This window comes from Enterobacter sp. BIGb0383 (assembly GCF_003751845.1).
Taxonomy (GTDB): domain Bacteria; phylum Pseudomonadota; class Gammaproteobacteria; order Enterobacterales; family Enterobacteriaceae; genus BIGb0383.
This window is the reverse complement of sequence record NZ_RJKQ01000005.1, coordinates 156,189-179,971: the sequence shown is the minus strand read 5'-3', so window position 1 is coordinate 179,971 and position 23,783 is coordinate 156,189. Positions and strand designations below refer to the sequence as shown.

General features: G+C 56.1%; 20 protein-coding genes. 14 read left to right on the top strand and 6 right to left on the bottom strand.

Annotated elements, in window-relative coordinates; translation table 11 throughout:
• The 3 genes from cyoA to EDF81_RS20875 all read right to left on the bottom strand — a co-directional run bounded on the left by cyoA (position 1) and on the right by EDF81_RS20875 (position 3,572).
• Positions 1 to 996, bottom strand: coding sequence for a cytochrome o ubiquinol oxidase subunit II (gene cyoA / locus EDF81_RS20885; RefSeq protein WP_123350084.1), 996 nt, complete (start codon positions 994 to 996; stop codon positions 1 to 3).
• A gap of 464 nt (positions 997 to 1,460) precedes the next feature.
• Positions 1,461 to 2,948: a muropeptide MFS transporter AmpG gene (gene ampG, locus EDF81_RS20880; protein ID WP_123350083.1), complete on the bottom strand. Its 1,488-nt coding sequence runs from the start codon at positions 2,946 to 2,948 to the stop codon at positions 1,461 to 1,463.
• A gap of 45 nt (positions 2,949 to 2,993) precedes the next feature.
• Positions 2,994 to 3,572, bottom strand: a complete 579-nt coding sequence (locus EDF81_RS20875) for a lipoprotein (protein ID WP_123350082.1) — start codon at positions 3,570 to 3,572, stop codon at positions 2,994 to 2,996.
• 276 nt (positions 3,573 to 3,848) lie between these two features.
• Between EDF81_RS20875 and bolA the strand changes: the two genes are divergently transcribed.
• From bolA to EDF81_RS20830, 9 genes are all read left to right on the top strand, one after another.
• Entirely contained in the window at positions 3,849 to 4,166 is a 318-nt protein-coding gene (bolA, locus tag EDF81_RS20870; protein WP_123350081.1) for a transcriptional regulator BolA, read from the top strand.
• Positions 4,167 to 4,551: 385 nt separating this feature from the next.
• Positions 4,552 to 5,850, top strand: a complete 1,299-nt coding sequence (gene tig, locus EDF81_RS20865) for a trigger factor (protein ID WP_123350080.1) — start codon at positions 4,552 to 4,554, stop codon at positions 5,848 to 5,850.
• Between the two features lie 319 nt (positions 5,851 to 6,169).
• The gene (gene clpP, locus EDF81_RS20860) at positions 6,170 to 6,793 is read left to right on the top strand and encodes an ATP-dependent Clp endopeptidase proteolytic subunit ClpP (protein ID WP_123350079.1); all 624 of its coding nucleotides are present in this window, start codon (positions 6,170 to 6,172) and stop codon (positions 6,791 to 6,793) included.
• Between the two features lie 141 nt (positions 6,794 to 6,934).
• Positions 6,935 to 8,209 carry an ATP-dependent protease ATP-binding subunit ClpX gene (gene clpX, locus EDF81_RS20855; protein WP_123350078.1) on the top strand — a complete coding sequence of 425 codons (1,275 nt, stop codon included), beginning with the start codon at positions 6,935 to 6,937 and terminating at the stop codon, positions 8,207 to 8,209.
• 185 nt (positions 8,210 to 8,394) lie between these two features.
• Positions 8,395 to 10,749, top strand: coding sequence for an endopeptidase La (gene lon / locus EDF81_RS20850; protein ID WP_123350077.1), 2,355 nt, complete (start codon positions 8,395 to 8,397; stop codon positions 10,747 to 10,749).
• 210 nt (positions 10,750 to 10,959) lie between these two features.
• Positions 10,960 to 11,232, top strand: coding sequence for a nucleoid-associated protein HU-beta (gene hupB, locus EDF81_RS20845; protein ID WP_123350076.1), 273 nt, complete (start codon positions 10,960 to 10,962; stop codon positions 11,230 to 11,232).
• A gap of 237 nt (positions 11,233 to 11,469) precedes the next feature.
• On the top strand, positions 11,470 to 13,344 hold the full coding sequence (ppiD, locus tag EDF81_RS20840; RefSeq protein ID WP_123350075.1) for a peptidylprolyl isomerase: 1,875 nt from the start codon (positions 11,470 to 11,472) through the stop codon (positions 13,342 to 13,344).
• A gap of 147 nt (positions 13,345 to 13,491) precedes the next feature.
• Positions 13,492 to 13,860: a helix-hairpin-helix domain-containing protein gene (locus EDF81_RS20835; protein ID WP_123350074.1), complete on the top strand. Its 369-nt coding sequence runs from the start codon at positions 13,492 to 13,494 to the stop codon at positions 13,858 to 13,860.
• A gap of 103 nt (positions 13,861 to 13,963) precedes the next feature.
• Positions 13,964 to 14,371, top strand: a complete 408-nt coding sequence (locus tag EDF81_RS20830; protein ID WP_123350073.1) for a YbgC/FadM family acyl-CoA thioesterase — start codon at positions 13,964 to 13,966, stop codon at positions 14,369 to 14,371.
• 37 nt (positions 14,372 to 14,408) lie between these two features.
• On the opposite strand, the gene queC is transcribed toward EDF81_RS20830, so the two are convergent.
• Entirely contained in the window at positions 14,409 to 15,104 is a 696-nt protein-coding gene (gene queC / locus EDF81_RS20825; RefSeq protein ID WP_123350072.1) for a 7-cyano-7-deazaguanine synthase QueC, read from the bottom strand.
• A gap of 63 nt (positions 15,105 to 15,167) precedes the next feature.
• A complete protein-coding gene (locus tag EDF81_RS20820) occupies positions 15,168 to 16,868 on the bottom strand; it encodes an SgrR family transcriptional regulator (RefSeq protein ID WP_123350071.1) in 1,701 nt (566 codons plus the stop codon).
• A 102-nt stretch (positions 16,869 to 16,970) separates the two neighbouring features.
• Between EDF81_RS20820 and cof the strand changes: the two genes are divergently transcribed.
• The gene (gene cof / locus EDF81_RS20815; protein WP_123350070.1) at positions 16,971 to 17,789 is read left to right on the top strand and encodes an HMP-PP phosphatase; all 819 of its coding nucleotides are present in this window, start codon (positions 16,971 to 16,973) and stop codon (positions 17,787 to 17,789) included.
• Between the two features lie 168 nt (positions 17,790 to 17,957).
• Here cof and EDF81_RS20810 read toward each other — a convergent pair whose 3' ends face one another.
• Positions 17,958 to 19,013, bottom strand: a complete 1,056-nt coding sequence (locus EDF81_RS20810; RefSeq protein ID WP_221180838.1) for a PLP-dependent cysteine synthase family protein — start codon at positions 19,011 to 19,013, stop codon at positions 17,958 to 17,960.
• A 112-nt stretch (positions 19,014 to 19,125) separates the two neighbouring features.
• Here EDF81_RS20810 and EDF81_RS20805 point away from each other — a divergent pair, with 112 nt between their 5' ends.
• The 4 genes from EDF81_RS20805 (at position 19,126) to glnK (ending at position 23,772) form a co-directional block, all read left to right on the top strand.
• On the top strand, positions 19,126 to 19,584 hold the full coding sequence (locus EDF81_RS20805; protein ID WP_123350068.1) for an Lrp/AsnC family transcriptional regulator: 459 nt from the start codon (positions 19,126 to 19,128) through the stop codon (positions 19,582 to 19,584).
• 54 nt (positions 19,585 to 19,638) lie between these two features.
• Positions 19,639 to 21,411 carry a SmdA family multidrug ABC transporter permease/ATP-binding protein gene (locus tag EDF81_RS20800; RefSeq protein ID WP_123350067.1) on the top strand — a complete coding sequence of 591 codons (1,773 nt, stop codon included), beginning with the start codon at positions 19,639 to 19,641 and terminating at the stop codon, positions 21,409 to 21,411.
• Positions 21,404 to 23,182, top strand: coding sequence for a SmdB family multidrug efflux ABC transporter permease/ATP-binding protein (locus EDF81_RS20795; protein ID WP_123350066.1), 1,779 nt, complete (start codon positions 21,404 to 21,406; stop codon positions 23,180 to 23,182). Before EDF81_RS20800 ends, EDF81_RS20795 begins: the two co-directional genes overlap by 8 nt.
• 251 nt (positions 23,183 to 23,433) lie before the next feature.
• A complete protein-coding gene (gene glnK, locus EDF81_RS20790; protein WP_002891893.1) occupies positions 23,434 to 23,772 on the top strand; it encodes a P-II family nitrogen regulator in 339 nt (112 codons plus the stop codon).
• Positions 23,773 to 23,783 lie beyond the last annotated feature (11 nt).

The window sequence follows — 23,783 nt, the reverse complement described above, 5'->3', positions numbered from 1 at the left end:
TTAGTGAGAGGTTTCCGCGTGGTTCATGTCCATGCCTTCATGTGAGCTGTGCTCACCTGCTGGCTGGTTCATGTCCATGCCTTCCATTCCTTCATGTGAGGTTTTCTCACCTTCAGGCTGGGTCATGTCCATGCTATGGCCGTGTCCCATAAACTTGTTCGTGACGTCTTTGAACAAATCAGGTTTCACGCTGGAGAAGTATTCAACCTTGTTGTACTCGCTCGGTGCGGCAATTTTCTCGTAGGCGGCCATATCATTGATGCTGCCTGAAGACTGCTTAACCTTCGCGACCCACTGGTCGAAACCTGCGCGATCCGGCGTCGCAATAGCTTTGAACTTCATGCCCGAGAAACCCGGACCGCTATAGCTTGCGGAAATCCCGTCGTAGGTGCCGGCTTCGTTGGCAATCAGGTGCAGGTTAGTCTGCATCCCGGCCATCGCATAAATCTGGCTGCCCAGTCGCGGAATAAAGAACGAGTTCATCACCGAGTTAGAGGTGATCTTGAACTGCACGTTGGTATTTGCCGGGAAGGCAACTTCGTTGATTGTGGCGATACCCTGTTCCGGGTAAATGAAGAACCACTTCCAGTCCATTGAGATGACTTCGATGGTGACCGTCTTCTCACCGTTGTCCGCCAGCGCTTTGCTGGGTTCTAACGCGTGAGTGGTTTTCCAGGTCAGCACGGCGAGGAAGATGATGATCAGAATCGGCACCGTCCAGACCACAGCTTCCACTTTATTGGAGTGTGACCAGTTAGGGCTATACTTCGCATCTTTATTGCTCGCACGGTACTTCCAGGCGAAACCAACAGCCATCAAAATGGCTGGAATCACGACGATCATCATCAGGCCGAAAGCCGTCAGTATCAGCGACCGTTGTTCCAGGCCAATCTGTCCTTTGGGGTTGAGAAGTGCAGAATCACAGCCACTGAGTAAAACAGTGCCTGCGATTAATGACAGCAGTCCCAAACTTTTATTGTATTTCCTGAGTCTCATTTAACGACCTCAATTCCACGGGATCTGGTGGCGTTCAAAGTGTGGGGGCATTTTACGGGAAGGTTACATTACTGTAAACATGAATGGACTCCTGTCAGTTCGGTGTTACCGGGTTCTGCCGGACATGTCACACATGTTGCTAGTTGTGTCTAAAACGCGACCAAAAAAAGCCTGCAGCCCTTGTTATAACGAAAGGTCGGGGGAGGGCTGATGACCATGGGCAATTGGTATAACCACAACAAATGCATACAGTAGATTAACATTTAATTATCAAATCAAAGACAAAATAAGAACGAAAAATTAAATGCTTTTTGGCTGAAACGGTTAATTTGTTCATCGCCTTTCAGAAACTACCAATAATTTCCGAAATTCTATTGCGCACAAAAGTGCAAATATTTTTGTAAAGATATGGCGTTATTTTGAGCGATATAATTGCAGGCCGTTATTACAAGGACAAATATGCGCTATTTTGCGTTATCCATTGAGGATATCTGGCGAAGCGAACGGTAGTCGAGCACGCCTCCGAGGACAACACCGCTTAACGCCAGGACGGCACCTGCTTCAAATAACAGTGTCAGCCAGGGTAAGTCGGTGAGATGGAGAGCATCAAGCCCCAGCAGTACCAGCCACAGGATCATCACAAACGTGCCGGCCAGCAGCAGGCGCAGGGCGAAGCGATAACCGGCGCTAAAACGGGTGCGCGGCATAAAGCTTTCGGTCAGCCGGGTATATTCCAGCGTCTGACGACAGACCAGCAGTAGCGCGATCCCGGGCAGTGCGGCAAAAATGGAGAAGAGATAGAACAGAGGCCAGCCCCAGGATTCCACGAACCAGCCGGCAATGGGGCCGACGTATACGCGTCCGACCGCGGACAGAGCCGACAGCAGCGCAAACTGAGTGGCGGAAAAGGATTTGTTGCACAGGGTCATCAGCAGGGCGACAAAGGCCGCGGTGCCCATACCTCCGCACAGATTTTCAAAAAACACCACGCCAGCCATGCTGACAATATGTTTATCGGTGATGGCCAGCAGCCAGTAACCGGCGTTAGACGCCGCCTGCAGCAGGCCAAAAATCAGCAGTGCGCGGAACAGGGTCATTCGCTGCATCAGCACGCCGCCGTACAGCGCCCCGATAATGGTGGCCAGCAGCCCCAGCGATTTATTCACCATCCCGACCTGGCCGGGATCAAAGCCGAGGCCGCGAATCAAAAAGGGCGTGGTCAGGGTCATGGCGAAGGCATCACCGAGCTTATAAAGGACAATCAGCAGCAGAATAAGCCAGGCGTTATTACGGCCAAAAAAGTCGCGCAGCGGGGCGGTAACCGCCTGCTCAAGGCTGCGCGGCGCAGGAATGGCATCCTGCGGGTCCGGTGCCAGCAGGGTCGCGATAATACAGGGGATCAGCAGCGCCGCCATTAGCCAGTACATCCCCTGCCAGCCGAGCCAGCGGTCGGCGAACCACAGGGCCAGCCCGCCGGAAACCAGCATCGCCAGCCGGTAGCCGAGCACGCTGATCGCCGCCCCGGCTCCGCGCTCCTCCTGGGACAGGACGTCGGTTTTCCAGGCGTCGAAGACAATATCCTGCGAGGCGGAACAGAAGGCGATCACCACCGCCAGCGCAGCCATCCAGCGCAGATGGGTGGAGGGCTCCATAAAGCCCATCCCGGCAATGGCGCACAGCAACAGAATCTGGGTTGCGAGCAGCCAGCCGCGACGACGGCCGAGGAACGGCGGCGTGTAGCGGTCCATCAGCGGCGACCAGAGGAATTTAAAGACGTACGCCTGACCCACCAGTGAGAAGAAACCGATGGTTTTCAGGTCGATATTTTCGACGGTCATCCACGCCTGCAGGGTGCCGGAGGTCAGCGCCAGCGGTAAACCGGAGGCGAAGCCCAGTATCAGCAGAATGGCCGATTTTGGCTGGCGGAATATGTGCAGGTAGTGGCTAAACATGACGTGGCTACAGGCCCGACGGATGTCGGGCCATGCAGGGCAATATTAACGGGCGTTTTGCTTGATAAAGTCGTGAATGCTGGTGTCCTGCGCCATGTCGGCGATGGTGTCAGTCAGCACGCTGTTCACGGCGTTAGCGATATTTTCGTTAGAGGCCTGGAAGGCGCCCTCTACGGTATAGCTCGCACGGTAGTTCTTGTTCATTTTGTTGCCGTTCGCCGCGGTGGCGATGATGGCGATATCGGCTTTAGTGGCGATGTTGTAACGCACGTTACCCTGGGATACGTCAGCGTAGAGCTGGTTAACAATAATCTGCAGGCTCACGGCGCCGCTTGGGCCAATCATATAACCGCGGGCGGTCATCTGTTTTTCCAGCACTTCCTGCAGCAGGAAGCGCAGGTCGCGGTTGGCGGTCAGGGTAACCAGCTGATTGTTGCGGGTCACTTTCGCCAGGGCCTGATCCTGACGCTGGTCGGCGCCATTGATGCTGACGGTAACGCCCATCAGGCTCGGATCCTGCTGTGGCAGGGTGATTTTCGGCGTAACGTTAATGGTGGTCGGCGGGGTAACGCAGCCAGCCAGCATAAAAACAGCAACCAACGGGAATAAAAGTTTCTTAAACATATTCAGGATCTCAGCGCAGCGTTGAGTTATTAGAGAAAAATTGCCGCCATCATAACATCGCCAACGGCGAGGGCAATCGGACAACGCACGTAAATTCACCGTTTTGCCGGTTTTCTTTTCATCATCCCGTGGTCGGGAGGATCGTGGGGGCAAAACAGGCGGCAGGACGCGGCGCACAAAAGCTAAATATTTGTTGTGTTCCTGTAACGAAGCCGGTAAAAGCGGCTAACATTTAAAGACATGGGCGACAGCTCAGCGTTGTCGGAGGAGTCATTTATGATGATACGCGAACAGATTGAAGAAAAACTGCGGGAGGAATTTTCCCCGGAATTTCTCGAAGTTGTCGACGAAAGCTATCGTCACAATGTACCGGCTGGATCTGAAAGCCATTTTAAAGTCGTGTTAGTCAGCGACCGCTTCAGCGGTGAGCGCTTCCTGAATCGTCATCGGATGATATACGGAACCTTAAAGGAAGAGCTGGCAACGACGGTGCACGCGCTGGCGCTGCATACCTATACCGCTAAAGAGTGGGAAGGGTTACAGGATGCGGTCTTTGCGTCCCCGCCATGCCGCGGTGCAGGCACCCTCGCATAATCTACCCTTCTGCAACTCGAATGACTTTGGGTAGATAAATCACATTTGCAACAGCCTGAGCTTTTCCAGTATGTTGCGTAGGTTGATGAGAAAACGGCCCGCGGGCCGTTTTGTTTTGTCTGAATTTTGTGCGCATCTGCCAGCATTCAGACAAAAATTAGCCGGGAATTGTGAAAAAAGCCGCAGCATGAGGCGATAACCGTTCTCGACTCATATAAATGATGCCGCTATAATGCGGCGTCTAATTTTTCGTAACGTCTTCGGGATGATTCTGGTAACAGGGAATGTCTTTCTGATTGAAGAGAACATCCCGTTCTGTGAAGCAGGGACTGATGCTTCCAGAGTAAGAGTTGACCGAGCACCGTGATTTTTTTGAGGTAACAAGATGCAAGTTTCAGTGGAAACCACTCAGGGCCTTGGGCGCCGTTTAACGATTACTATCGCAGCTGACAGCATCGAGAGCGCTGTAAAAAGCGAACTGGCCAACGTCGCGAAGAAAGTGCGTATCGACGGCTTCCGTAAAGGTAAAGTACCGCATACCGTTATTGCTCAGCGTTATGGCGCTTCCGTTCGTCAGGACGTGCTGGGCGAGCTGATGAGCCGCAACTTTATTGATGCGATCATCAAAGAGAAAATCAACCCGGCTGGCGCACCGAACTACGTTCCGGGCGAATACAAACTGGGCGAAGACTTCACCTACACCGTAGAGTTCGAAGTGTACCCGGAAGTTGAGCTGAAAGGTCTGGAAGCAATCGAAGTTGAAAAACCGGTTGTTGACGTGACTGAAGCTGACGTTGACGGCATGCTGGACACTCTGCGTAAGCAGCAGGCTGAATGGTCTGACAAAGACGGCGCTGCAGAAGCAGAAGACCGCGTAACCATCGACTTCTCCGGCTCCGTAGACGGCGAAGAGTTCGAAGGCGGCAAAGCGTCTGACTTCGTACTGGCGATGGGCCAGGGTCGTATGATCCCGGGCTTCGAAGAAGGCATCAAAGGCCACAAGGCTGGCGAAGAATTCACCATCGACGTGACCTTCCCGGAAGAGTACCACGCTGAAACCCTGAAAGGTAAAGCGGCGAAATTCGAAATCACCCTGAAGAAAGTTGAAGGCCGCGAGCTGCCGGAACTGACCGCTGAATTCATCAAACGTTTCGGCGTTGAGGATGGTTCTATCGAAGGTCTGCGTGCTGAAGTGCGTAAAAACATGGATCGCGAACTGAAAGGCGCCGTGCGTAACCGCATCAAGTCTCAGGCTATCGACGGTCTGGTTAACGCCAACAACATCGACGTGCCGGCTGCCCTGATCGACAGCGAAATCGACGTTCTGCGTCGCCAGGCTGCTCAGCGTTTCGGTGGCAACGAGAAACAGGCTCTGGAACTGCCGCGTGAGCTGTTCGAAGAGCAGGCTAAACGCCGCGTAGTTGTTGGTCTGCTGCTGGGCGAAGTGATTCGTACCCACGAGCTGAAAGCTGACGAAGACCGCGTTAAGACGCTGATCGAAGAGATGGCTTCTGCCTACGAAGATCCGTCAGAAGTTATCGAGTTCTACAGCAAAAACAAAGAGCTGATGGACAATATGCGTAACGTGGCTCTGGAAGAGCAGGCTGTTGAAGCCGTTCTGGCGAAAGCGAAAGTGGCTGATAAAGCAACTTCCTTCAACGAGCTGATGAACCAGCAGGCGTAATCTACGCTTAGCCGTGTTAAAACAGAAAGCCCGTCACCTGAAGGTGACGGGCTTTTTTTGTCAGCATGCGGGATTTGCCGACGACGTAAATCATCGTTTCGGTATTAGCGTAACTGCAAAAGCTTGTTATGCTTGAAATATGATGACGTCGTACCCATTACAGGGAACATGAGTTTACGAGAATCATTCGGGTTGTATCAGGACGATATAAACAGAGGTTGCCTGAACTGAGGAACGTAGAAAGAGTCTGGCTGATAATCCGTCCATAAGGTTACAATCAGTACAGCAGGTTTTTTCATTTTTTATCCAGGAGACGGACATGTCATACAGTGGCGAACGAGATAACTTTGCACCCCACATGGCTCTGGTGCCAATGGTCATTGAACAGACCTCACGGGGTGAGCGTTCATTCGATATCTATTCCCGTCTGCTCAAGGAGCGTGTTATTTTCCTGACCGGTCAGGTTGAAGACCATATGGCCAACCTGATTGTGGCGCAGATGCTGTTTCTGGAAGCGGAAAACCCAGAAAAAGACATCTACCTGTACATTAACTCTCCTGGTGGCGTGATTACCGCAGGGATGTCGATTTACGACACCATGCAATTTATTAAGCCGGACGTTAGCACCATTTGTATGGGGCAGGCGGCGTCAATGGGCGCTTTCCTGCTGACGGCCGGTGCAAAAGGCAAGCGTTTCTGCCTGCCAAACTCACGCGTGATGATCCACCAGCCGCTGGGTGGCTATCAGGGACAGGCGACGGATATTGAGATCCACGCCCGTGAAATCCTGAAGGTGAAAGGACGCATGAATGAACTTATGGCGCAGCACACGGGTCAATCCCTTGAGCAAATCGAGCGCGACACAGAACGAGATCGTTTCCTGTCCGCTCCTGAAGCCGTAGAGTACGGCTTAGTTGACTCCATATTGACCCATCGTAATTGATGCCCCATGAAGCACCTGTGCCGCTATACTGGTTATCGGGACGGATAACGAGCGGCACAGTGCTTGTGTAGCAGCTTGCGCTTTTGAATGGCATTTGCGTCGTCAAGTGCGGCACAAAGAACAGAAAAGAGGTTTTGACTCATGACAGATAAACGCAAAGAGGGTTCGGGCAAACTGTTGTACTGCTCCTTCTGCGGCAAAAGCCAGCATGAAGTGCGGAAACTGATTGCCGGGCCGTCGGTGTATATCTGCGATGAATGCGTCGATCTTTGTAACGACATCATTCGCGAAGAGATTAAAGAAGTTGCGCCGCACCGCGAGCGCAGCGCTCTGCCGACGCCGCACGAAATCCGTGACCATCTCGATGACTACGTCATCGGACAGGAACCGGCCAAAAAAGTGCTGGCGGTTGCGGTATACAACCACTACAAACGTCTGCGTAACGGCGACACCAGCAACGGCGTTGAGCTCGGCAAAAGTAACATTCTGCTGATCGGTCCGACCGGCTCCGGTAAAACGCTGCTGGCGGAAACCTTAGCGCGCCTGCTGGATGTGCCTTTCACCATGGCGGATGCCACCACCCTGACCGAAGCCGGTTACGTGGGTGAAGACGTGGAAAACATCATCCAGAAACTGCTGCAGAAGTGCGACTACGACGTACAGAAAGCGCAGCGCGGTATCGTTTATATCGATGAGATCGACAAAATCTCGCGTAAATCCGATAACCCGTCCATTACCCGCGACGTGTCCGGCGAAGGCGTGCAGCAGGCGCTGCTGAAGCTTATCGAAGGCACCGTGGCAGCGGTTCCGCCGCAGGGCGGCCGTAAGCATCCGCAGCAGGAGTTTTTGCAGGTTGATACCTCAAAAATCCTCTTTATCTGCGGCGGCGCGTTTGCCGGTCTGGATAAAGTGATCGCCAACCGTGTGGAAACCGGTTCAGGGATTGGCTTTGGTGCAACGGTGAAAGCCAAGTCTGAAAAAGCCAGTGAAGGCCAGCTGCTGTCGCAGGTCGAGCCGGAAGATCTGATCAAATTTGGTCTGATTCCGGAGTTTATCGGTCGTCTGCCGGTGGTGGCAACCCTTACCGAGCTGAGCGAAGAAGCGCTGATTCAGATCCTGAAAGAGCCGAAAAACGCCCTGACCAAGCAGTATCAGGCGCTGTTTAATCTGGAAGGTGTGGATCTGGAATTCCGTGACGAAGCGCTGGACGCTATCGCCAAGAAAGCCATGGTACGTAAAACCGGTGCACGTGGTCTGCGTTCCATCGTGGAAGCGGCGCTGCTGGATACCATGTACGACCTGCCTTCCCTGGAGGACGTCGAAAAAGTGGTGATCGACGAGTCGGTTATCGCCGGTCAGAGCAAACCGCTGCTGATCTACGGCAAGCCGGAAGCGCAGCAGGCATCTGGCGAATAATTAGTCAGTCCATACAATCGGTTAATAAAAAAAGGGGGAATTTATTCCCCCTTTTACTTTTCCGCTATTCCCGGCGTTGAATGTGTGGGAAACATCCCCATATACTGGTTTACATGTTAAAAGATGTCATTAAGCATAGCCTTGTCATCTGATTGCCGGGCGGACACTAACTAAGAGAGAGCTCTATGAATCCTGAGCGTTCTGAACGCATTGAAATCCCCGTATTGCCGCTGCGCGATGTGGTGGTTTATCCGCACATGGTCATACCCCTGTTCGTCGGGCGGGAAAAGTCGATCCGTTGTCTTGAAGCGGCGATGGACCATGACAAAAAAATCATGCTGGTCGCCCAGAAAGATGCGTCAACGGACGAACCGGGCGTGGGCGATCTTTTCACCGTCGGGACCGTGGCGTCTATTCTGCAGATGCTGAAACTGCCGGACGGTACGGTAAAAGTGCTGGTTGAAGGCCTGCAGCGTGCGCGTATCTCCACGCTGTCGGACGACGGTGAGTACTTCAGTGCAAAAGCTGAATACCTTGAGTCACCGGCGATTGAAGAGCGCGAGCAGGAAGTGCTGGTGCGCACTGCGATTAGCCAGTTTGAAGGCTATATCAAGCTCAACAAAAAAATTCCGCCGGAAGTGCTGACCTCTTTGAACAGCATTGACGATCCTGCGCGTCTGGCCGACACCATTGCGGCACATATGCCGCTGAAGCTGGCTGATAAACAGTCCGTACTGGAAATGTCCGACGTCAATGAGCGTCTGGAATATCTGATGGCGATGATGGAATCGGAAATCGACCTGCTGCAGGTCGAGAAACGTATCCGCAATCGCGTCAAAAAACAGATGGAGAAATCCCAGCGCGAGTACTATCTGAATGAGCAAATGAAAGCGATTCAGAAAGAGCTCGGCGAGATGGACGACGCGCCGGACGAAAACGAAGCGCTGAAGCGTAAAATCGACGCGGCTAAAATGCCGAAAGAGGCCAAAGAGAAGGCCGAAGCCGAGCTGCAGAAGCTGAAAATGATGTCCCCGATGTCGGCAGAAGCGACGGTGGTACGCGGCTATATCGAATGGATGGTACAGGTACCGTGGAACGCCCGTAGCAAGGTCAAAAAAGACCTGCGTCAGGCCCAGGAGATTCTCGATACCGACCATTACGGCCTGGAGCGCGTCAAAGACCGCATCCTTGAGTACCTCGCGGTACAGAGCCGTGTTAACAAAATCAAAGGGCCGATCCTGTGCCTGGTTGGACCGCCGGGGGTAGGTAAAACCTCGCTCGGTCAGTCCATTGCCCGAGCCACGGGGCGTAAATACGTGCGTATGGCGCTGGGCGGCGTGCGTGATGAAGCGGAAATCCGCGGTCACCGCCGGACCTATATCGGCTCCATGCCGGGTAAACTGATCCAGAAAATGGCGAAAGTGGGCGTTAAAAACCCGCTGTTCCTGCTCGATGAGATCGACAAAATGTCTTCCGACATGCGCGGCGATCCGGCTTCTGCACTGCTTGAGGTGCTGGATCCTGAGCAGAACGTCGCCTTCAGCGATCACTACCTGGAAGTGGATTACGATCTCAGCGACGTGATGTTCGTGGCGACCTCGAACTCCATGAACATTCCTGCGCCGCTGCTGGATCGTATGGAAGTGATTCGTCTCTCCGGCTACACGGAAGATGAGAAGCTGAACATCGCCACCCGTCACCTGCTGCCGAAACAGCTGGAACGCAACGCGCTGAAAGAGAGCGAGCTGACGGTTGAAGATAGCGCCATTATCGGCATTATTCGCTACTACACCCGCGAAGCGGGTGTGCGTAGTCTGGAACGTGAAATTTCCAAACTGTGTCGTAAAGCGGTTAAACAGCTGCTGCTGGATAAATCCCTGAAGCACATCACTATTAACGGTGAAAACCTGCATGATTTCCTCGGCGTGCAGCGTTACGACTACGGTCGTGCCGACAGCGAAAACCGCGTCGGTCAGGTAACCGGTCTGGCGTGGACGGAAGTGGGCGGCGATCTGCTGACCATTGAAACCGCCTGCGTACCGGGCAAAGGCAAACTGACCTACACCGGCTCGCTGGGTGAAGTGATGCAGGAATCCATCCAGGCTGCGCTGACCGTGGTGCGTGCGCGTGCGGAAAAACTGGGTATCAACGCCGATTTCTATGAGAAACGCGATATCCACGTTCACGTCCCGGAAGGGGCAACGCCGAAAGATGGCCCGAGCGCCGGTATTGCGATGTGCACCGCGCTGGTCTCCTGTCTGACCGGCAACCCGGTGCGCGCCGACGTGGCGATGACCGGTGAGATCACTCTGCGCGGTCAGGTTCTGCCGATCGGCGGCCTGAAAGAAAAACTGCTGGCAGCGCATCGCGGCGGAATCAAAACGGTGCTGATCCCGGACGAGAACAAACGCGATCTGGAAGAGATTCCGGACAACGTGATTGCCGATCTGGAGATCCATCCGGTGAAGCGTATTGATGAGGTGCTGGCCCTTGCACTGCAGAATGCGCCGTTCGGGATGCAGGTTGTAACGGCAAAATAGTGACGCCGCGCAAAGAGCACTGATAAAAACAAGGCTGGAGAGCGATTTCGTGCTTGCCAGCCTTTTTTTGTATAGCTAATTTAGATTGCTGGTTGGTCATCCCATAATTAACGGGTGTTGTAAGCTCAGGGCAGGCCTGCTATAACTGCTGCGCGGTCGCGTTCTGACGGACTCAGGCGCGATATAAATTATAAAGAGAGGAAGAGAACAGTGAATAAATCTCAACTGATTGACAAAATTGCTGCAGGTGCTGATATCTCCAAAGCAGCAGCTGGACGTGCGTTAGATGCATTAATTGCTTCTGTTACCGAATCTCTGCAGTCTGGGGAAGACGTTGCGCTGGTAGGTTTTGGTACCTTTGCTGTAAAAGAGCGTGCTGCCCGTACTGGTCGCAACCCGCAGACAGGTAAAGAGATCACCATCGCTGCCGCTAAAGTGCCGGGCTTCCGTGCAGGTAAAGCGCTGAAAGACGCAGTAAACTGATCGCTTCCCTGCCGGGAATGTTGAAAAGTACAAGGGCGCATCGTTTGATGTGCCTTTTTTATTGGTGATTACCTGACTTTCTGCACGTTGTGGGCTGACAATTGCCCCGGTTTCTTGTCACAATACGTGTTTACGCGCGGCGGTGCCGTGTGAGGTTTATAGACCCAAAATACTTCGAGTTGCATGCAACCTGAAGTATGAAGGGGATAGTCACTTACAGCGGAGTGTTGCTACACCATGATGGACAATTTACGCACGGCGGCAAATAGCCTCGCGATCAAGATCATTTTCGGTATCATTATCGTGTCGTTCATATTGACCGGCGTCAGTGGCTACCTGATTGGTGGTTCCAGTAATTATGCTGCGAAAGTTAACGGTCAGGAAATCGGCCGTGGACAGTTTGAAAACGCCTTCGCCAGCGAGCGTGAGCGGATGCAGCAGCAGCTGGGGGATCAGTTCTCCGAGCTGGCTGCCAACGAAAACTACATGAAATCTGTACGTCAGCAGGTGCTGAATCGTCTGATTGACGAAGCGCTGCTGGACCAGTACGCCCAAAAGCTGAATCTGAACATCAGCGATGAGCAGGTCCGTGAGGCGATCTTTGCGACTCAGGCCTTCCAGACCGACGGCAAATTCGATAACAACCGCTACAACGCTATCGTCCGTCAGATGGGCATGAGTGCCGATCAGTACGCGGATGCGCTGCGCAGGCAGCTGGCGACCCAGCAGCTGATCAACGCCGTTGCCGGTACCGACTTTATGCTCAGCGGCGAAACCGATTCGCTGGCGACCCTGGTCGCGCAGCAGCGCGTGGTGCGTGAGGCGACCATCGACGTTAACGCCCTGGCCGCGAAACAGCAGGTCAGCGACGCGGAAATTACCAGCTACTACGAGCAGAACAAAGGCAGCTTCCTCTCCCCTGAGCAGTTCCGCGTGAGCTATATCAAGCTCGATGCCGCTACCATGCAGGCTACGGTAACTGACGAAGATATTCAGGCATATTACGACCAGCACCAGTCTGAGTTCACCCAGCCGCAGCGCAATCGCTACAGCGTGATTCAGACCAAAACCGAGGCTGATGCGAAAGCCTTGCTGGATGAGCTGAATAAAGGGGCCGACTTCGCGACCCTGGCAAAAGAAAAATCCACCGACATCATCAGCGCCCGCAACGGCGGTGATATGGGCTGGCTGGAAGAGGGTTCCACCCCGGACGAACTGAAAAACGCCGGTCTGAAAGAGAAAGGCCAGCTGTCAGGCGTGATTAGCTCTTCCGTTGGCTTCCTCGTGGCGCGTCTTGATGATGTGCAGCCGGTGAAAGTCAAACCGCTGGCTGAAGTCCGCGATGCGCTGGCTGAAAAAGTGAAACAGGGTAAGGTGCTGGATGCCTGGTACGCGCTGCAGCAGAAAGTGAGTGAGGCTGCCAGCAATGACAACGAATCCCTGGTCGGTGCTGAAGAGGTTGCCGGTGTTAAAGCGGTTCAGACCGAGTGGTTTGGGCGCGATAACCTGCCGGAAGCGCTGAACTTCAAACCGGTTTCTGACGCCATTTTCAACGGCGGTCTGGTGGGTGAAAACGGCGCGCCGGGCAGCAACTCCGATATCATCACCGTCGACGGCGACCGCGCGTTCGTGCTGCGTATCAGCGAGCACAAACCAGAAGCGGAAAAACCGCTGGATGCGGTTAAAGACCAGGTGAGCGGGATTGTTAAGCACAACAAAGCCCTGCAGCAGGCGAAGCTGGATGCGGACAAACTGGTTGCCGAGCTGAAAGACGGTAAAGGCAGCGAGACGATGAAAGCCGCCGGTCTGAGCTTTGGCGAGGCCAAAACCCTGAGCCGTACCGGTCAGGACCCGATCACCCAGGCCGCGTTCGGTCTGCCGCTGCCGGCGAAAGACAAACCGGTCTACGGCGTTACTGACGATATGCAGGGCAACGTGGTCGTGCTGGCGCTGGATGAAGTGAAGAACGGCACCATGCCGGAAGCGCAGAAGAAAGCGATGGTTCAGGGCATTACCCAGAACAACGCGCAAATCGCCTTTGAGGCGCTGATGAGCAACCTGCGCAAAGAAGCGAAAATCAAGCTGGGTGACCTGGCTGAACCGCAGCAGTAATCGCGGTCGCTTCCAGATTTTTGTCACCTTAGTGCAATAACAAAAGGCCGCGTTCGCGGCCTTTTCCATTTCTGTTATCTGCTATTTGTGCCGCTTTCTCCTCTCCCGCTATCCTGACTCCGCTGCCAACACACAGGGAGAAACAGCATGAAACGTGGAATCAAAACGCTGGCAATCACGCTGGCGCTCATCTGGGGCGGGGCGCTGGCTCACGCAGCGCCAAAGGCCGGGGAAGTCACACCTGCGCCGCAGCCGAAAGTCGTCGCATCACCGTCGGCGGGCAAAACCACCGATAGCGTGCAGAGCCTCAGCGGGGAAAACATCAAGGTCAGTATCAATAGCGCTTCCGCCGAAGAGTTAGCCCGGGCCATGAACGGCGTCGGCCTGAAAAAAGCCCAGGCGATTGTCAGCTATCGCGAAGAGTACGGACCGTTTAACAGCCTTGACGATCTGCGTCAGGTTCCAGGCCTTGGCGGTTCACTGGTTGAGCGCAATCTCGCGGTTCTGACGTTGTAGATGTCCTGACAGGTTGCAGAATTGTTATTTTTTGCCAGGATAAAGAGGTCATACCAGTGGGGTGACCTCTGTTTCTACTATTACAAAGAAAGGCTATTGCACTATGCAGACCCAAATCAAAGTTCGCGGTTACCATCTCGATGTCTACCAGCATGTGAATAATGCCCGCTATCTGGAGTTTCTCGAAGAGGCGCGCTGGGACGGGCTGGAAAGCAGTGAAAGCTTCCAGTGGATGACCGCTCAACGCATCGCTTTCGTGGTGGCAAATATCAATATCAACTATCGCCGTCCGGCGGTGCTCGGCGACCGACTCACGGTCACCAGCCATGTCCAGCAGCTAAACGGCAGAAGCGGCGTGCTGAGCCAGGTGGTGACTCTGGACCCTGAGGGCGAAGTGGTGGCGGACGCGCTGATTACCTTTGTCTGTATCGATCTGAAAACCCAGAAGGCGCTACCGCTGGAAGGGGAACTGCGGGAGAAGCTTGAACTGATGATGGAAGCGCAGGGTTAAGTCATCCGGCCCTTGTAGAAAGGGCCGGTTTTCAGGCTTATTTCAGCCCGGTTTTCTGCTTCATGGCGGCCATAATCACCGGCTTATCGGCGAGATAACCGTTCAGCCCGTTAGCACGCAGGTTGCAGGCGGCACACTGGCCACAGCCGCTGCCCTTAATGCCGTTGTAGCAGGTCAGCGTCTCTTCACGCACCAGGTCCAGCTTGCCCCAGTAGTCCGCCAGCGCCCAGGTTTCCGCTTTATCCAGCCACATCAGGGGTGTTTCAAAGCGAATATCTTTCGCCATCCCTAAGCTGACCGCGTGATTCAGCGCTTTAACAAATTCATCCCGGCAGTCCGGGTAGCCGGAAAAATCGGTTTCGCAGACGCCGGTGATCACCGCCTCGGCCTGTACCTGATACGCGTAAATTGCCGTCAGCGTTAAGAACAGAATGTTGCGGCCTGGTACAAAGGTGTTCGGAATGCCGCTGGCGTCGGGTTCATAGTCCGGGACCGGGATGCTGTCGCGGGTCAGGCTGCTGACCGCCAGTTCGTTCAGCAGGGTCACGTCCAGTACCTTGTGCGCCCGTGCACCCAGGGTAATGCAGAGATCGCGTGCAACATCGATCTCCGCACGATGACGCTGGCCGTAGTCAAAGGTGACGCAGTGCACCTCATCATACTGCTGTAAAGCCTGAACCAGGCAGGTGGTGGAGTCTTGTCCTCCGCTGAAGACGACGACGGCACGTTTCATGGCAAATCCTGACGAAAGTAAAAACGTTATGGTAGCGCCTGAGGGCGACGGCGACCAGCTTCTTCACGACTCCGGTGCGGGCAGCCAGGCCCGGCTGAAGTCAAACCAGCCGAGCGTGTTCAGCCGGATACCGTTGACGCCGGGCGGAGCGCTGACCTGGTAGTGATAGTTAAACAGCGGCGTCAGGGTGGCATCGTCCATGAGAGAGGTCAGGACGGATTGCAGCGCGCTACTGCGCTGTGCATCGTCCGGCTGGGCCTGGACCGCATCAAGCGTCGTTTGCAAATGGGTGAACTGCGCGGGGCAGAGCAGGTTTGGCCACAGGGGATCGTAGCGTAGCCACTGCTCCAGGGCGTACTCAGGAGCTTCGCCGATCAGCCGGTCGCCCATCAGGATATCGGCGTCGGCCAGCGTGTTGCAGCCATCCCAGGACTTGCCGTCGTGGAAAACCATTGTCAGCTCGCAGCCCAGCGCGGCAAGGGCCCGCTTTAGCTGCTGCGCCATGGTATGCAGCTCAATCGGAAGATGGTAGAGCAGCGTCAGCCTGTCCGGCAGCGGCGTGCTGTCGTCATCCGGCCAGCGGGGGAGCGTCCAGCCAGGCAGCAGGGCGTCGCTGGGGGTAATCAGACCCTCCTCCAGCGGGAGTTGGTGCAGCAGCGGGGTCTGGTGAATGATCTGTACGATCCGCCGTGCCTGGGCCTGCGTCAGGCGTGCACTTTTACGCATCGCCAGCCAGCAGAAGCCGAGGCTGATGCTGCTGCTGACCATACGAAGCTGGCTTAGCTCGTCAGGCTGGCCGATAGCAACCTGCACCGGATGGCGACAGCTGGAGCCTAAATCCTGGTCAAATAGCTGCGGAGTGATCCAGTATTCCACCGCCTGTAGCAGGGGATGGCTGAGGTGATAGCGCTCATGGCTTTCCAGCCGCACCAGATCGGCGTCGAACCGCGTCAGGCGGAAGGGACCGCAGCCAATCTGCGCATCGTCTGGATGGGCCAGCACGCTGCAGTAGCTGGCCAGGCGATGCGGCAGCCAGTAATCGGCCCGGTGGAGTTTAAAGGTCAGGCACTGGGCATGGGTTGCCTCAACGTTGCTCACGCTGGCAAACAGGGTACGCAGGGATGGCAGCGTCAGAAGCTGGTTAAAGCGCCGCTGTAGCTGCTCCGTGGTGATGGCGTCGCCGTTATGCCAGTAGAGCGGAGAGCGAATATAGAATCGCCAGCGCAGACCGTCTGCCGAAATCTCCCAGTGGTGGGCAAGGTCGCCTTCCGGCTGCGATTGCTCGTGGACAAAACGGGTCAGGCCGCAGAATACCTGCCCGACCAGATGCTGCTCAGCGCGGCCCGGCTGAAAGCCGGGTCTCAGCGGTGCCAGCGGGCGATAGTAGGGGATACGCAGCGTCGGGGTATTGTTCTGCCAGCGTCCGCCCAGAAAAGGGGAGAGCAGGGAGCGAAGCTCTTCCGGAGCCAGCTGGGCCAGCTCCAGGGCATTTTGCTGGCGGCCTTTATCCAGCGCCTGCTCCATCATCTGGTTGCGCAGGGTGGCGGGCGTCACCAGAAAGCGCAGGGTGCCGCGCTTGCCGCGCCCGGACTGTGCCTGCCACGTCAGCCAGCCCGCCTCCTGAGCCTGACGCAGCAGCGTCCGGACATGGCGTTCGCTGCAAAAACAGCGTGCGGCCAGTTCCGCTACCGTTGCCTGCTGCGGCTCACCGGAAGAGGGCAGCCACAGACGCTGATACTGATGAAGCCGATTAAGCAGACGCATAGAAACCCTGAACAATTAGCCAAAAGTATTCACTATTACTTCCGTATATATCACGCAATACTGCTCTGCAAGTGAAACGCATCGCAGGAATGAGAAACGGTTATGGCAAAACTCGCGGCTTTTGATATGGACGGCACTCTGTTGATGCCGGATCACCGTCTGGGTGATAAAACCCTGACGGCCCTGCGACAGCTGAGCGAGCGGGGTGTAGCCCTGACGTTTGCGACCGGTCGTCACGCCCTTGAGATGCGTCATATTGCCGGTACGCTGGCGCTGGATGCCTGGCTGATTACCGGCAACGGGACGCGTATTCATAGCCGTGAGGGCGATGTGCTGTATCGCCAGGATCTCGACCCGGCGGTGGCCGATCGGGTGCTGCACACGAAATGGGATACGCAGGCCAGTATGCATGTCTTTAACGATAGCGGCTGGCTGACGAATTATGCCGAGCCCTGGATGCTGGAGGCCCACAGCATTAGCGGGTTTAGCTGCCAACTGACGGACCTCAAGCGTATTCCGGCCCACGACGTGACCAAAATCTGCTTCTGCGGCGATCATGACGATCTCTGCCGCCTGCGTATCCAGCTTAATGAAGCCCTGGGTGAACGGGCGCATCTCTGCTTCTCAGGTTTTGACTGTCTGGAGGTGCTGCCGCTCGGCTGTAATAAGGGCGCGGCTCTGACAACGCTGGGTCTGCATCTGGGAATTGGGCTGCACGACTGTATGGCCTTTGGCGACGCGATGAACGATCGTGAAATGCTCGGCAGCGTCGGACGCGGGCTGATTATGGGTAACGCCATGCCGCAGCTGATCGCTGCCCTGCCACATCTTCCGGTTATCGGACACTGCCAGAATCAGGCCGTGTCCCACTTTTTAACTCACTGGCTGAATGACCCTGACCTTCCATATTCCCCCGAATAGCAAGGCGCTTAACAGCCACCGGGCAGGTCTGTTCTGGACCGGCCCGTTTTTTTATTTTACCCTTCATACTTCAAGTCGCCTCTGCGTTGGCTGCGCTCGCTCACCCCAGTCACTTACTGGTGTAAGCTCCCGGGGATTCACTCCCTTGCCGCCTTGATCCAGCTCGAATTATTTTGGGTAAACCAGCGCCTGAATCTGCGCGGTCCAGGGCGCAATATCCCCGATATTGTTGCTGACCCACTGTGGGTTGTAGTAGGTGTCCAGATAGCGTTCACCGCTATCGCACAGCAGGGTGACGATAGAGCCGCTGCGGCCCTCTTCGCGCATCCGCACCGCCAGCTGCAAAGCGCCCCACATATTGGTCCCGGTCGAGGCGCCCACCTTGCGGCCCAGCTGCGTTTCCAGCCAGTGGGCCATTGCCACGCTGGCGGCGTCCGGGACGCGCATCATTTCATCCACCACGTCGGGAATAAACGACGGCTCCACGCGCGGGCGGCCGATACCTTCGATTTTGCTGCCAACGGTGCTGCGCAGCCCGGCGTCACGGCTCTGCCAGTAATCGAGAAATACCGAGTTCTGCGGGTCGACGACCATCAGCTGCGTATCGTAGCCCTGGCAGCGGATATAGCGGCCAATGGTTGCGGAGGTGCCGCCGGTCCCGGCGCTCATCACAATGTAATCCGGCTCCGGGTGCGGTTCGTTTTTCATCTGACGGAAGATGCTGTCGGCAATGTTGTTATTGCCGCGCCAGTCGGTGGCGCGCTCGGCGAAGGTGAACTGGTCCATATAATGACCGTTCAGCTCCCGGGCCAGGGTTTCCGACGCGGCGTAGATTTCACAGGCGCTGTCGACGAAGTGGCAGCGGCCACCGTAAAAAGTAATTTGCTCAACTTTGCGTCTGGCGGTGCAGGAGGGCATCACCGCGATAAACGGCAGGCCCAGCAGGCGCGCAAACCAGGCCTCCGACACCGCCGTGGAACCGGAGGAGGATTCGATAATCGTCGTGCCTTCGTTAATCCAGCCGTTGCACAGGCCGTAGAGAAACAGGGAACGCGCCAGACGGTGCTTCAGGCTGCCGGTGGGATGGGTGCTTTCATCCTTCAGATAGAGCTGGATCCCGGGAAAACCGGGGAGGGCAAGGCGAATCAGGTGCGTGTCCGCCGAGCGCTGCGCATCGGCATTGATTTCATTAATAGCGTATTTGACCCAGTTGCTGTTCATGATGGCGTTCCGTTTGTCAATTTGTGCCCAGAATAGCCGAAAGCGGGGAAAAAATTGTTGCCATTTAGCCTTTGGAATAGAATGAAGGGAGAAATTTTTTCTACGGGAATGGGCGATGATAGATAAAATTGACCGAAAACTGCTGGCGCTCTTACAGCAGGACTGTACGCTCTCTTTGCAGGCGCTGGCCGATGCCGTTAATCTGACCACCACTCCCTGCTGGAAACGCCTTAGACGACTCGAAGACGAAGGCGTTTTACGGGCGAAAGTCGCTCTGCTGGATCCCGAAAAATTGGGGCTGGGTCTGACGGCTTTTGTGCTGATCAAGACCCAGCAGCACAGCAGCGACTGGTATAATCGCTTTACCGCTGAGGTGGCGAACATGCCGGAAGTGCTCGGTTTCTGGCGTATGGCGGGAGAGTACGACTACCTGTTGCGGGTGCAGGTGGCGGATATGAAGCGCTATGATGACTTCTATAAACGGCTGGTGAATAGCGTGCCCGGTCTGTCGGATGTCACTTCAAGCTTTGCCATGGAACAGATAAAATACACCACGGCTTTACCCATTGAATAACCCTCCCGGTCGCAGGTATTGCGGACCGGAAAATCACGTTCAGGATATAACTGCGTGCGATTATTTGCTCAACTAGGTTGGTACTTCCGTCGGGAATGGCGTCGCTATCTCGGCGCCGTTGCCCTGCTTATCATTATTGCCATACTGCAGCTGATCCCGCCGAAAGTGGTGGGCATTATCGTTGACGGCGTTAGCGAAGATCACGCCACCGCCCAGCGTATTTTGCTGTGGATCGGCGCGCTGGTACTGGTGGCTATCGCGACCTATCTGCTGCGCTATGTCTGGCGCGTCCTGCTGTTCGGGGCGTCTTACCAGCTTGCCGTCGAGCTACGGGAAGATTTCTACCGTCAGCTTAGCCGCCAGCATCCGGAATTCTATCTGCGCCACCGCACCGGGGATCTGATGGCCCGCGCCACCAACGATGTGGATCGCGTGGTATTTGCCGCCGGGGAAGGCGTGCTGACGCTGGTGGACTCGCTGGTGATGGGCTGCGTGGTACTGATTGTCATGTCCACCCAGATTAGCTGGCAGCTGACCCTGCTGGCGCTGCTGCCGATGCCGATTATGGCGCTGGTGATCAAGCGCTACGGCGACCAGCTCCACGAGCGCTTTAAGCAGGCTCAGGCCGCCTTTTCCGTGCTCAATGACCGGACCCAGGAGAGCATGACCAGCATCCGGATGATCAAAGCCTTCGGGCTTGAGGATCGCCAGTCGTCGCTGTTTGCCGAAGAGGCAGCCGATACCGGGGCGAAAAATATGCGCGTTGCCCGCGTGGACGCCCGCTTTGACCCGACTATCTATATCGCCATTGGTATGGCGAACCTGCTGGCTATCGGCGGCGGAAGCTGGATGGTTGTGCATCAGCAGCTGACTCTCGGCCAGCTGACCAGCTTCCTGATGTATCTCGGCCTGATGATCTGGCCGATGCTGGCGCTGGCCTGGATGTTCAATATCGTCGAACGCGGCAGCGCCGCCTACAGCCGTATCCGCGCCATGCTGGCGGAAGCGCCGGTCGTCAATGACGGCAGCGAAACCCTGCCGGAAGGGCGCGGAGTGTTGACCGTTGCCCTGCGCGAATTCCGCTATCCCCAGACGGATCGCGCCACCCTGAGCGATCTGGATATCACCCTTCATCCGGGCCAGATGCTGGGCATTTGCGGTCCGACCGGATCGGGCAAAAGTACCCTGCTGTCGCTTATTCAGCGCCACTTCGATATCGATGACGGTGAAATTCGTTTCCACGACAGACCGTTGACGAAGCTACAGCTCGATAGCTGGCGCAGTCGGCTGGCGGTTGTCAGCCAGACGCCGTTCCTGTTCTCCGACACCGTGGCGCAGAATATTGCCCTCGGCCATCCTCAGGCAACGCAGGAGGAGATTGAGCGGGCAGCGGCGCTGGCCTGCGTTCATGACGATATTCTGCGTCTGCCCCAGGGGTATGACACCGAAGTGGGTGAACGCGGCGTGATGCTCTCCGGCGGCCAGAAACAGCGTATTTCCATTGCGCGTGCGCTGCTGCTGGAGGCGGAAATTCTGCTGCTGGACGATGCGCTCTCGGCGGTTGACGGCCGTACCGAACATCAAATTTTACACAACCTGCGCCAGTGGAGCGACGGACGAACGGTGATTATCAGCGCCCATCGCCTGTCTGCCTTGACGGAAGCGAATGAAATCATCGTGCTGCAGCATGGACACGTTGGCCAGCGCGGGCGACACGAACAGCTGGTGACGCAGCCGGGCTGGTACCGGGACATGTACCGCTATCAACAACTGGAAGCGGCGCTGAACGATGCGCCGGATGTGGGCGAGGAGAGTGCCGATGCGTAATAAAGGACCGCTCTGGCCAACATTGAAACGGCTGCTGGCCTACGGCTCTGTGTGGCGAAAACAGCTGGCGACTGCGGTGGTGATGCTGTGGGTTGCGGCGGCGGCGGAGGTCAGCGGCCCGCTGCTTATCAGCTACTTTATCGATAATATGGTCGCCAAAGAGTGGCTGCCGCTGGGATTAATCGCCGGGTTGGCCGTGGCTTATATCGGGCTACAGCTGCTGGCGGCCTGGCTGCACTATGCCCAGTCGCTGCTCTTTAACCAGGCTGCCGTCGGCGTGGTGCAAAAGCTGCGCATCGACGTGATGGACGCCGCCCTGCGCCAGCCGATTAGCGCGTTTGATACCCAGCCGGTGGGGCAGCTTATCTCCCGCGTGACCAACGACACGGAGGTCATTCGCGATCTCTACGTGACCGTGGTGGCGACGGTGCTGCGCAGCGCAGCGCTGATCGGCGCGATGCTGGTGGCGATGTTCAGCCTCGACTGGCGAATGGCGCTGATCGCCATCGCTATTTTCCCGGCGGTGCTGGTGGTAATGGTGATTTACCAGCGCTTCAGTACGCCCATCGTGCGTCGGCTTCGCGCCTACCTGGCGGACATTAACGACGGTTTTAACGAAGTGATCGGCGGCATGAGCGTGATCCAGCAGTTCCGCCAGCAGGCACGCTTTGGCGAGCGGATGGGGGTGGCCAGCCGTTCCCACTATCTGGCGAGAATGCAGACCCTGCGGCTCGACGGCTTCCTGCTGCGTCCGCTGCTGAGCCTCTTCTCGGCGCTGATCCTCTGCGGCCTGCTGATGCTGTTTGGTTTTTCCGCGCCCGGTAGCGTCGAGGTCGGGGTGCTGTATGCCTTTATCAGCTATCTCGGGCGTCTGAATGAACCGTTAATCGAACTCACCACCCAGCAGTCGATGCTCCAGCAGGCGGTGGTGGCCGGTGAGCGCGTCTTTGAACTGATGGACCGTCCGCGGCAGACCTACGGTGACGATAGTCGTCCTCTGCAGAGCGGTGCTATCGACATTGCCGATCTGTCATTTGCCTATCGTGATGACGTGCGCGTGCTGCACGACATTAACCTGCATATTCCCTCGCGGGGGTTTGTGGCTCTGGTCGGGCATACGGGCAGCGGCAAGAGCACGCTGGCCAGCCTGCTGATGGGCTACTATCCGCTCAGCGAGGGAAGGATTAGCCTTGACGGTAGACCGCTGGAGACGCTCAGTCACGGCGCGCTGCGTCAGGGGATCGCGATGGTGCAGCAGGATCCGGTGGTGATGGCGGATACCTTTTTCGCTAACGTGACCCTGGGCCGCGATATCAGCGAAGAGCAGGTCTGGCAGACGCTGGAAACGGTCCAGCTGGCAGAGCTTGCGCGCGGCATGAGCGACGGGATCCACACCCGGCTGGGCGAGCAGGGCAATAACCTGTCCGTCGGACAGAAACAGCTGCTGGCGATGGCCCGCGTGCTGGTAGCCACGCCGCAGATCCTGATCCTTGATGAGGCCACCGCCAGCATTGATTCTGGCACCGAGCGCGCCATCCAGCAGGCGCTGGCCAGCGTGCGCCAGCATACGACGCTGGTGGTGATTGCTCACCGACTCTCGACGATCGTCGATGCCGATACCATTCTGGTGCTGCATCGCGGCCAGGCCGTGGAGCGGGGAACACACCGGCAGCTGCTTGAGGCAAAAGGGCGCTACTGGCAGATGTACCAGCTACAGCTGGCGGGAGAGGAGCTGCAGGTGAGCACCCGCGAAGAGTCTCTTAACGCCTGATGCACCAAAATCAGGCGTGCTGACCGGGCCTGTTTTCTCTGGTGCAAAAACGTAACGCATCATGCACTGTCATGGTGCGTTTTTCTTTTTACAGAACAATCTTAATCCCGATCACACTTTTCTCATTTCAGCGACCCGCCTGCGGCGCGGCTCTGTGGCCTGAAAAATCCCTTTTTTCCATTTCTGGCATGCCCCTTGCTTATCTCTATTCGTGTTCGCTGCTACTACTGAATTCTGACTGGAGGGGATCTATGAAGCTGGTTACCGTGGTAATCAAACCGTTCAAACTCGAAGACGTCCGCGAAGCGCTGTCTTCCATTGGTATTCAGGGACTGACCGTCACCGAAGTGAAAGGCTTCGGTCGACAGAAGGGTCATGCCGAGCTGTACCGCGGCGCGGAATATAGCGTCAACTTTCTGCCGAAGGTGAAGATCGATGTGGCGATTGCGGACGATCAGCTTGATGAAGTGATCGATGTGATCAGTAAGGCTGCCTATACCGGCAAAATTGGCGACGGCAAAATTTTCGTTGCCGAGCTGCAACGCGTCATTCGTATTCGTACCGGCGAAGCCGACGAAGCGGCACTGTAACTCCTGCACAC

Excerpts from the sequence above, each read along its gene's own strand:
- cyoA (WP_123350084.1), bottom strand. The coding sequence starts at position 996 with ATGAGACTCAGGAAATACAATAAAAGTTTGGGACTGCTGTCATTAATC.
- ampG (WP_123350083.1), bottom strand. The coding sequence starts at position 2,948 with ATGTTTAGCCACTACCTGCACATATTCCGCCAGCCAAAATCGGCCATT.
- EDF81_RS20875 (WP_123350082.1), bottom strand. The coding sequence starts at position 3,572 with ATGTTTAAGAAACTTTTATTCCCGTTGGTTGCTGTTTTTATGCTGGCT.
- bolA (WP_123350081.1), top strand. The coding sequence starts at position 3,849 with ATGATGATACGCGAACAGATTGAAGAAAAACTGCGGGAGGAATTTTCC.
- tig (WP_123350080.1), top strand. The coding sequence starts at position 4,552 with ATGCAAGTTTCAGTGGAAACCACTCAGGGCCTTGGGCGCCGTTTAACG.
- clpP (WP_123350079.1), top strand. The coding sequence starts at position 6,170 with ATGTCATACAGTGGCGAACGAGATAACTTTGCACCCCACATGGCTCTG.
- clpX (WP_123350078.1), top strand. The coding sequence starts at position 6,935 with ATGACAGATAAACGCAAAGAGGGTTCGGGCAAACTGTTGTACTGCTCC.
- lon (WP_123350077.1), top strand. The coding sequence starts at position 8,395 with ATGAATCCTGAGCGTTCTGAACGCATTGAAATCCCCGTATTGCCGCTG.
- ppiD (WP_123350075.1), top strand. The coding sequence starts at position 11,470 with ATGATGGACAATTTACGCACGGCGGCAAATAGCCTCGCGATCAAGATC.
- EDF81_RS20835 (WP_123350074.1), top strand. The coding sequence starts at position 13,492 with ATGAAACGTGGAATCAAAACGCTGGCAATCACGCTGGCGCTCATCTGG.
- EDF81_RS20830 (WP_123350073.1), top strand. The coding sequence starts at position 13,964 with ATGCAGACCCAAATCAAAGTTCGCGGTTACCATCTCGATGTCTACCAG.
- queC (WP_123350072.1), bottom strand. The coding sequence starts at position 15,104 with ATGAAACGTGCCGTCGTCGTCTTCAGCGGAGGACAAGACTCCACCACC.
- EDF81_RS20820 (WP_123350071.1), bottom strand. The coding sequence starts at position 16,868 with ATGCGTCTGCTTAATCGGCTTCATCAGTATCAGCGTCTGTGGCTGCCC.
- cof (WP_123350070.1), top strand. The coding sequence starts at position 16,971 with ATGGCAAAACTCGCGGCTTTTGATATGGACGGCACTCTGTTGATGCCG.
- EDF81_RS20805 (WP_123350068.1), top strand. The coding sequence starts at position 19,126 with ATGATAGATAAAATTGACCGAAAACTGCTGGCGCTCTTACAGCAGGAC.
- EDF81_RS20795 (WP_123350066.1), top strand. The coding sequence starts at position 21,404 with ATGCGTAATAAAGGACCGCTCTGGCCAACATTGAAACGGCTGCTGGCC.
- glnK (WP_002891893.1), top strand. The coding sequence starts at position 23,434 with ATGAAGCTGGTTACCGTGGTAATCAAACCGTTCAAACTCGAAGACGTC.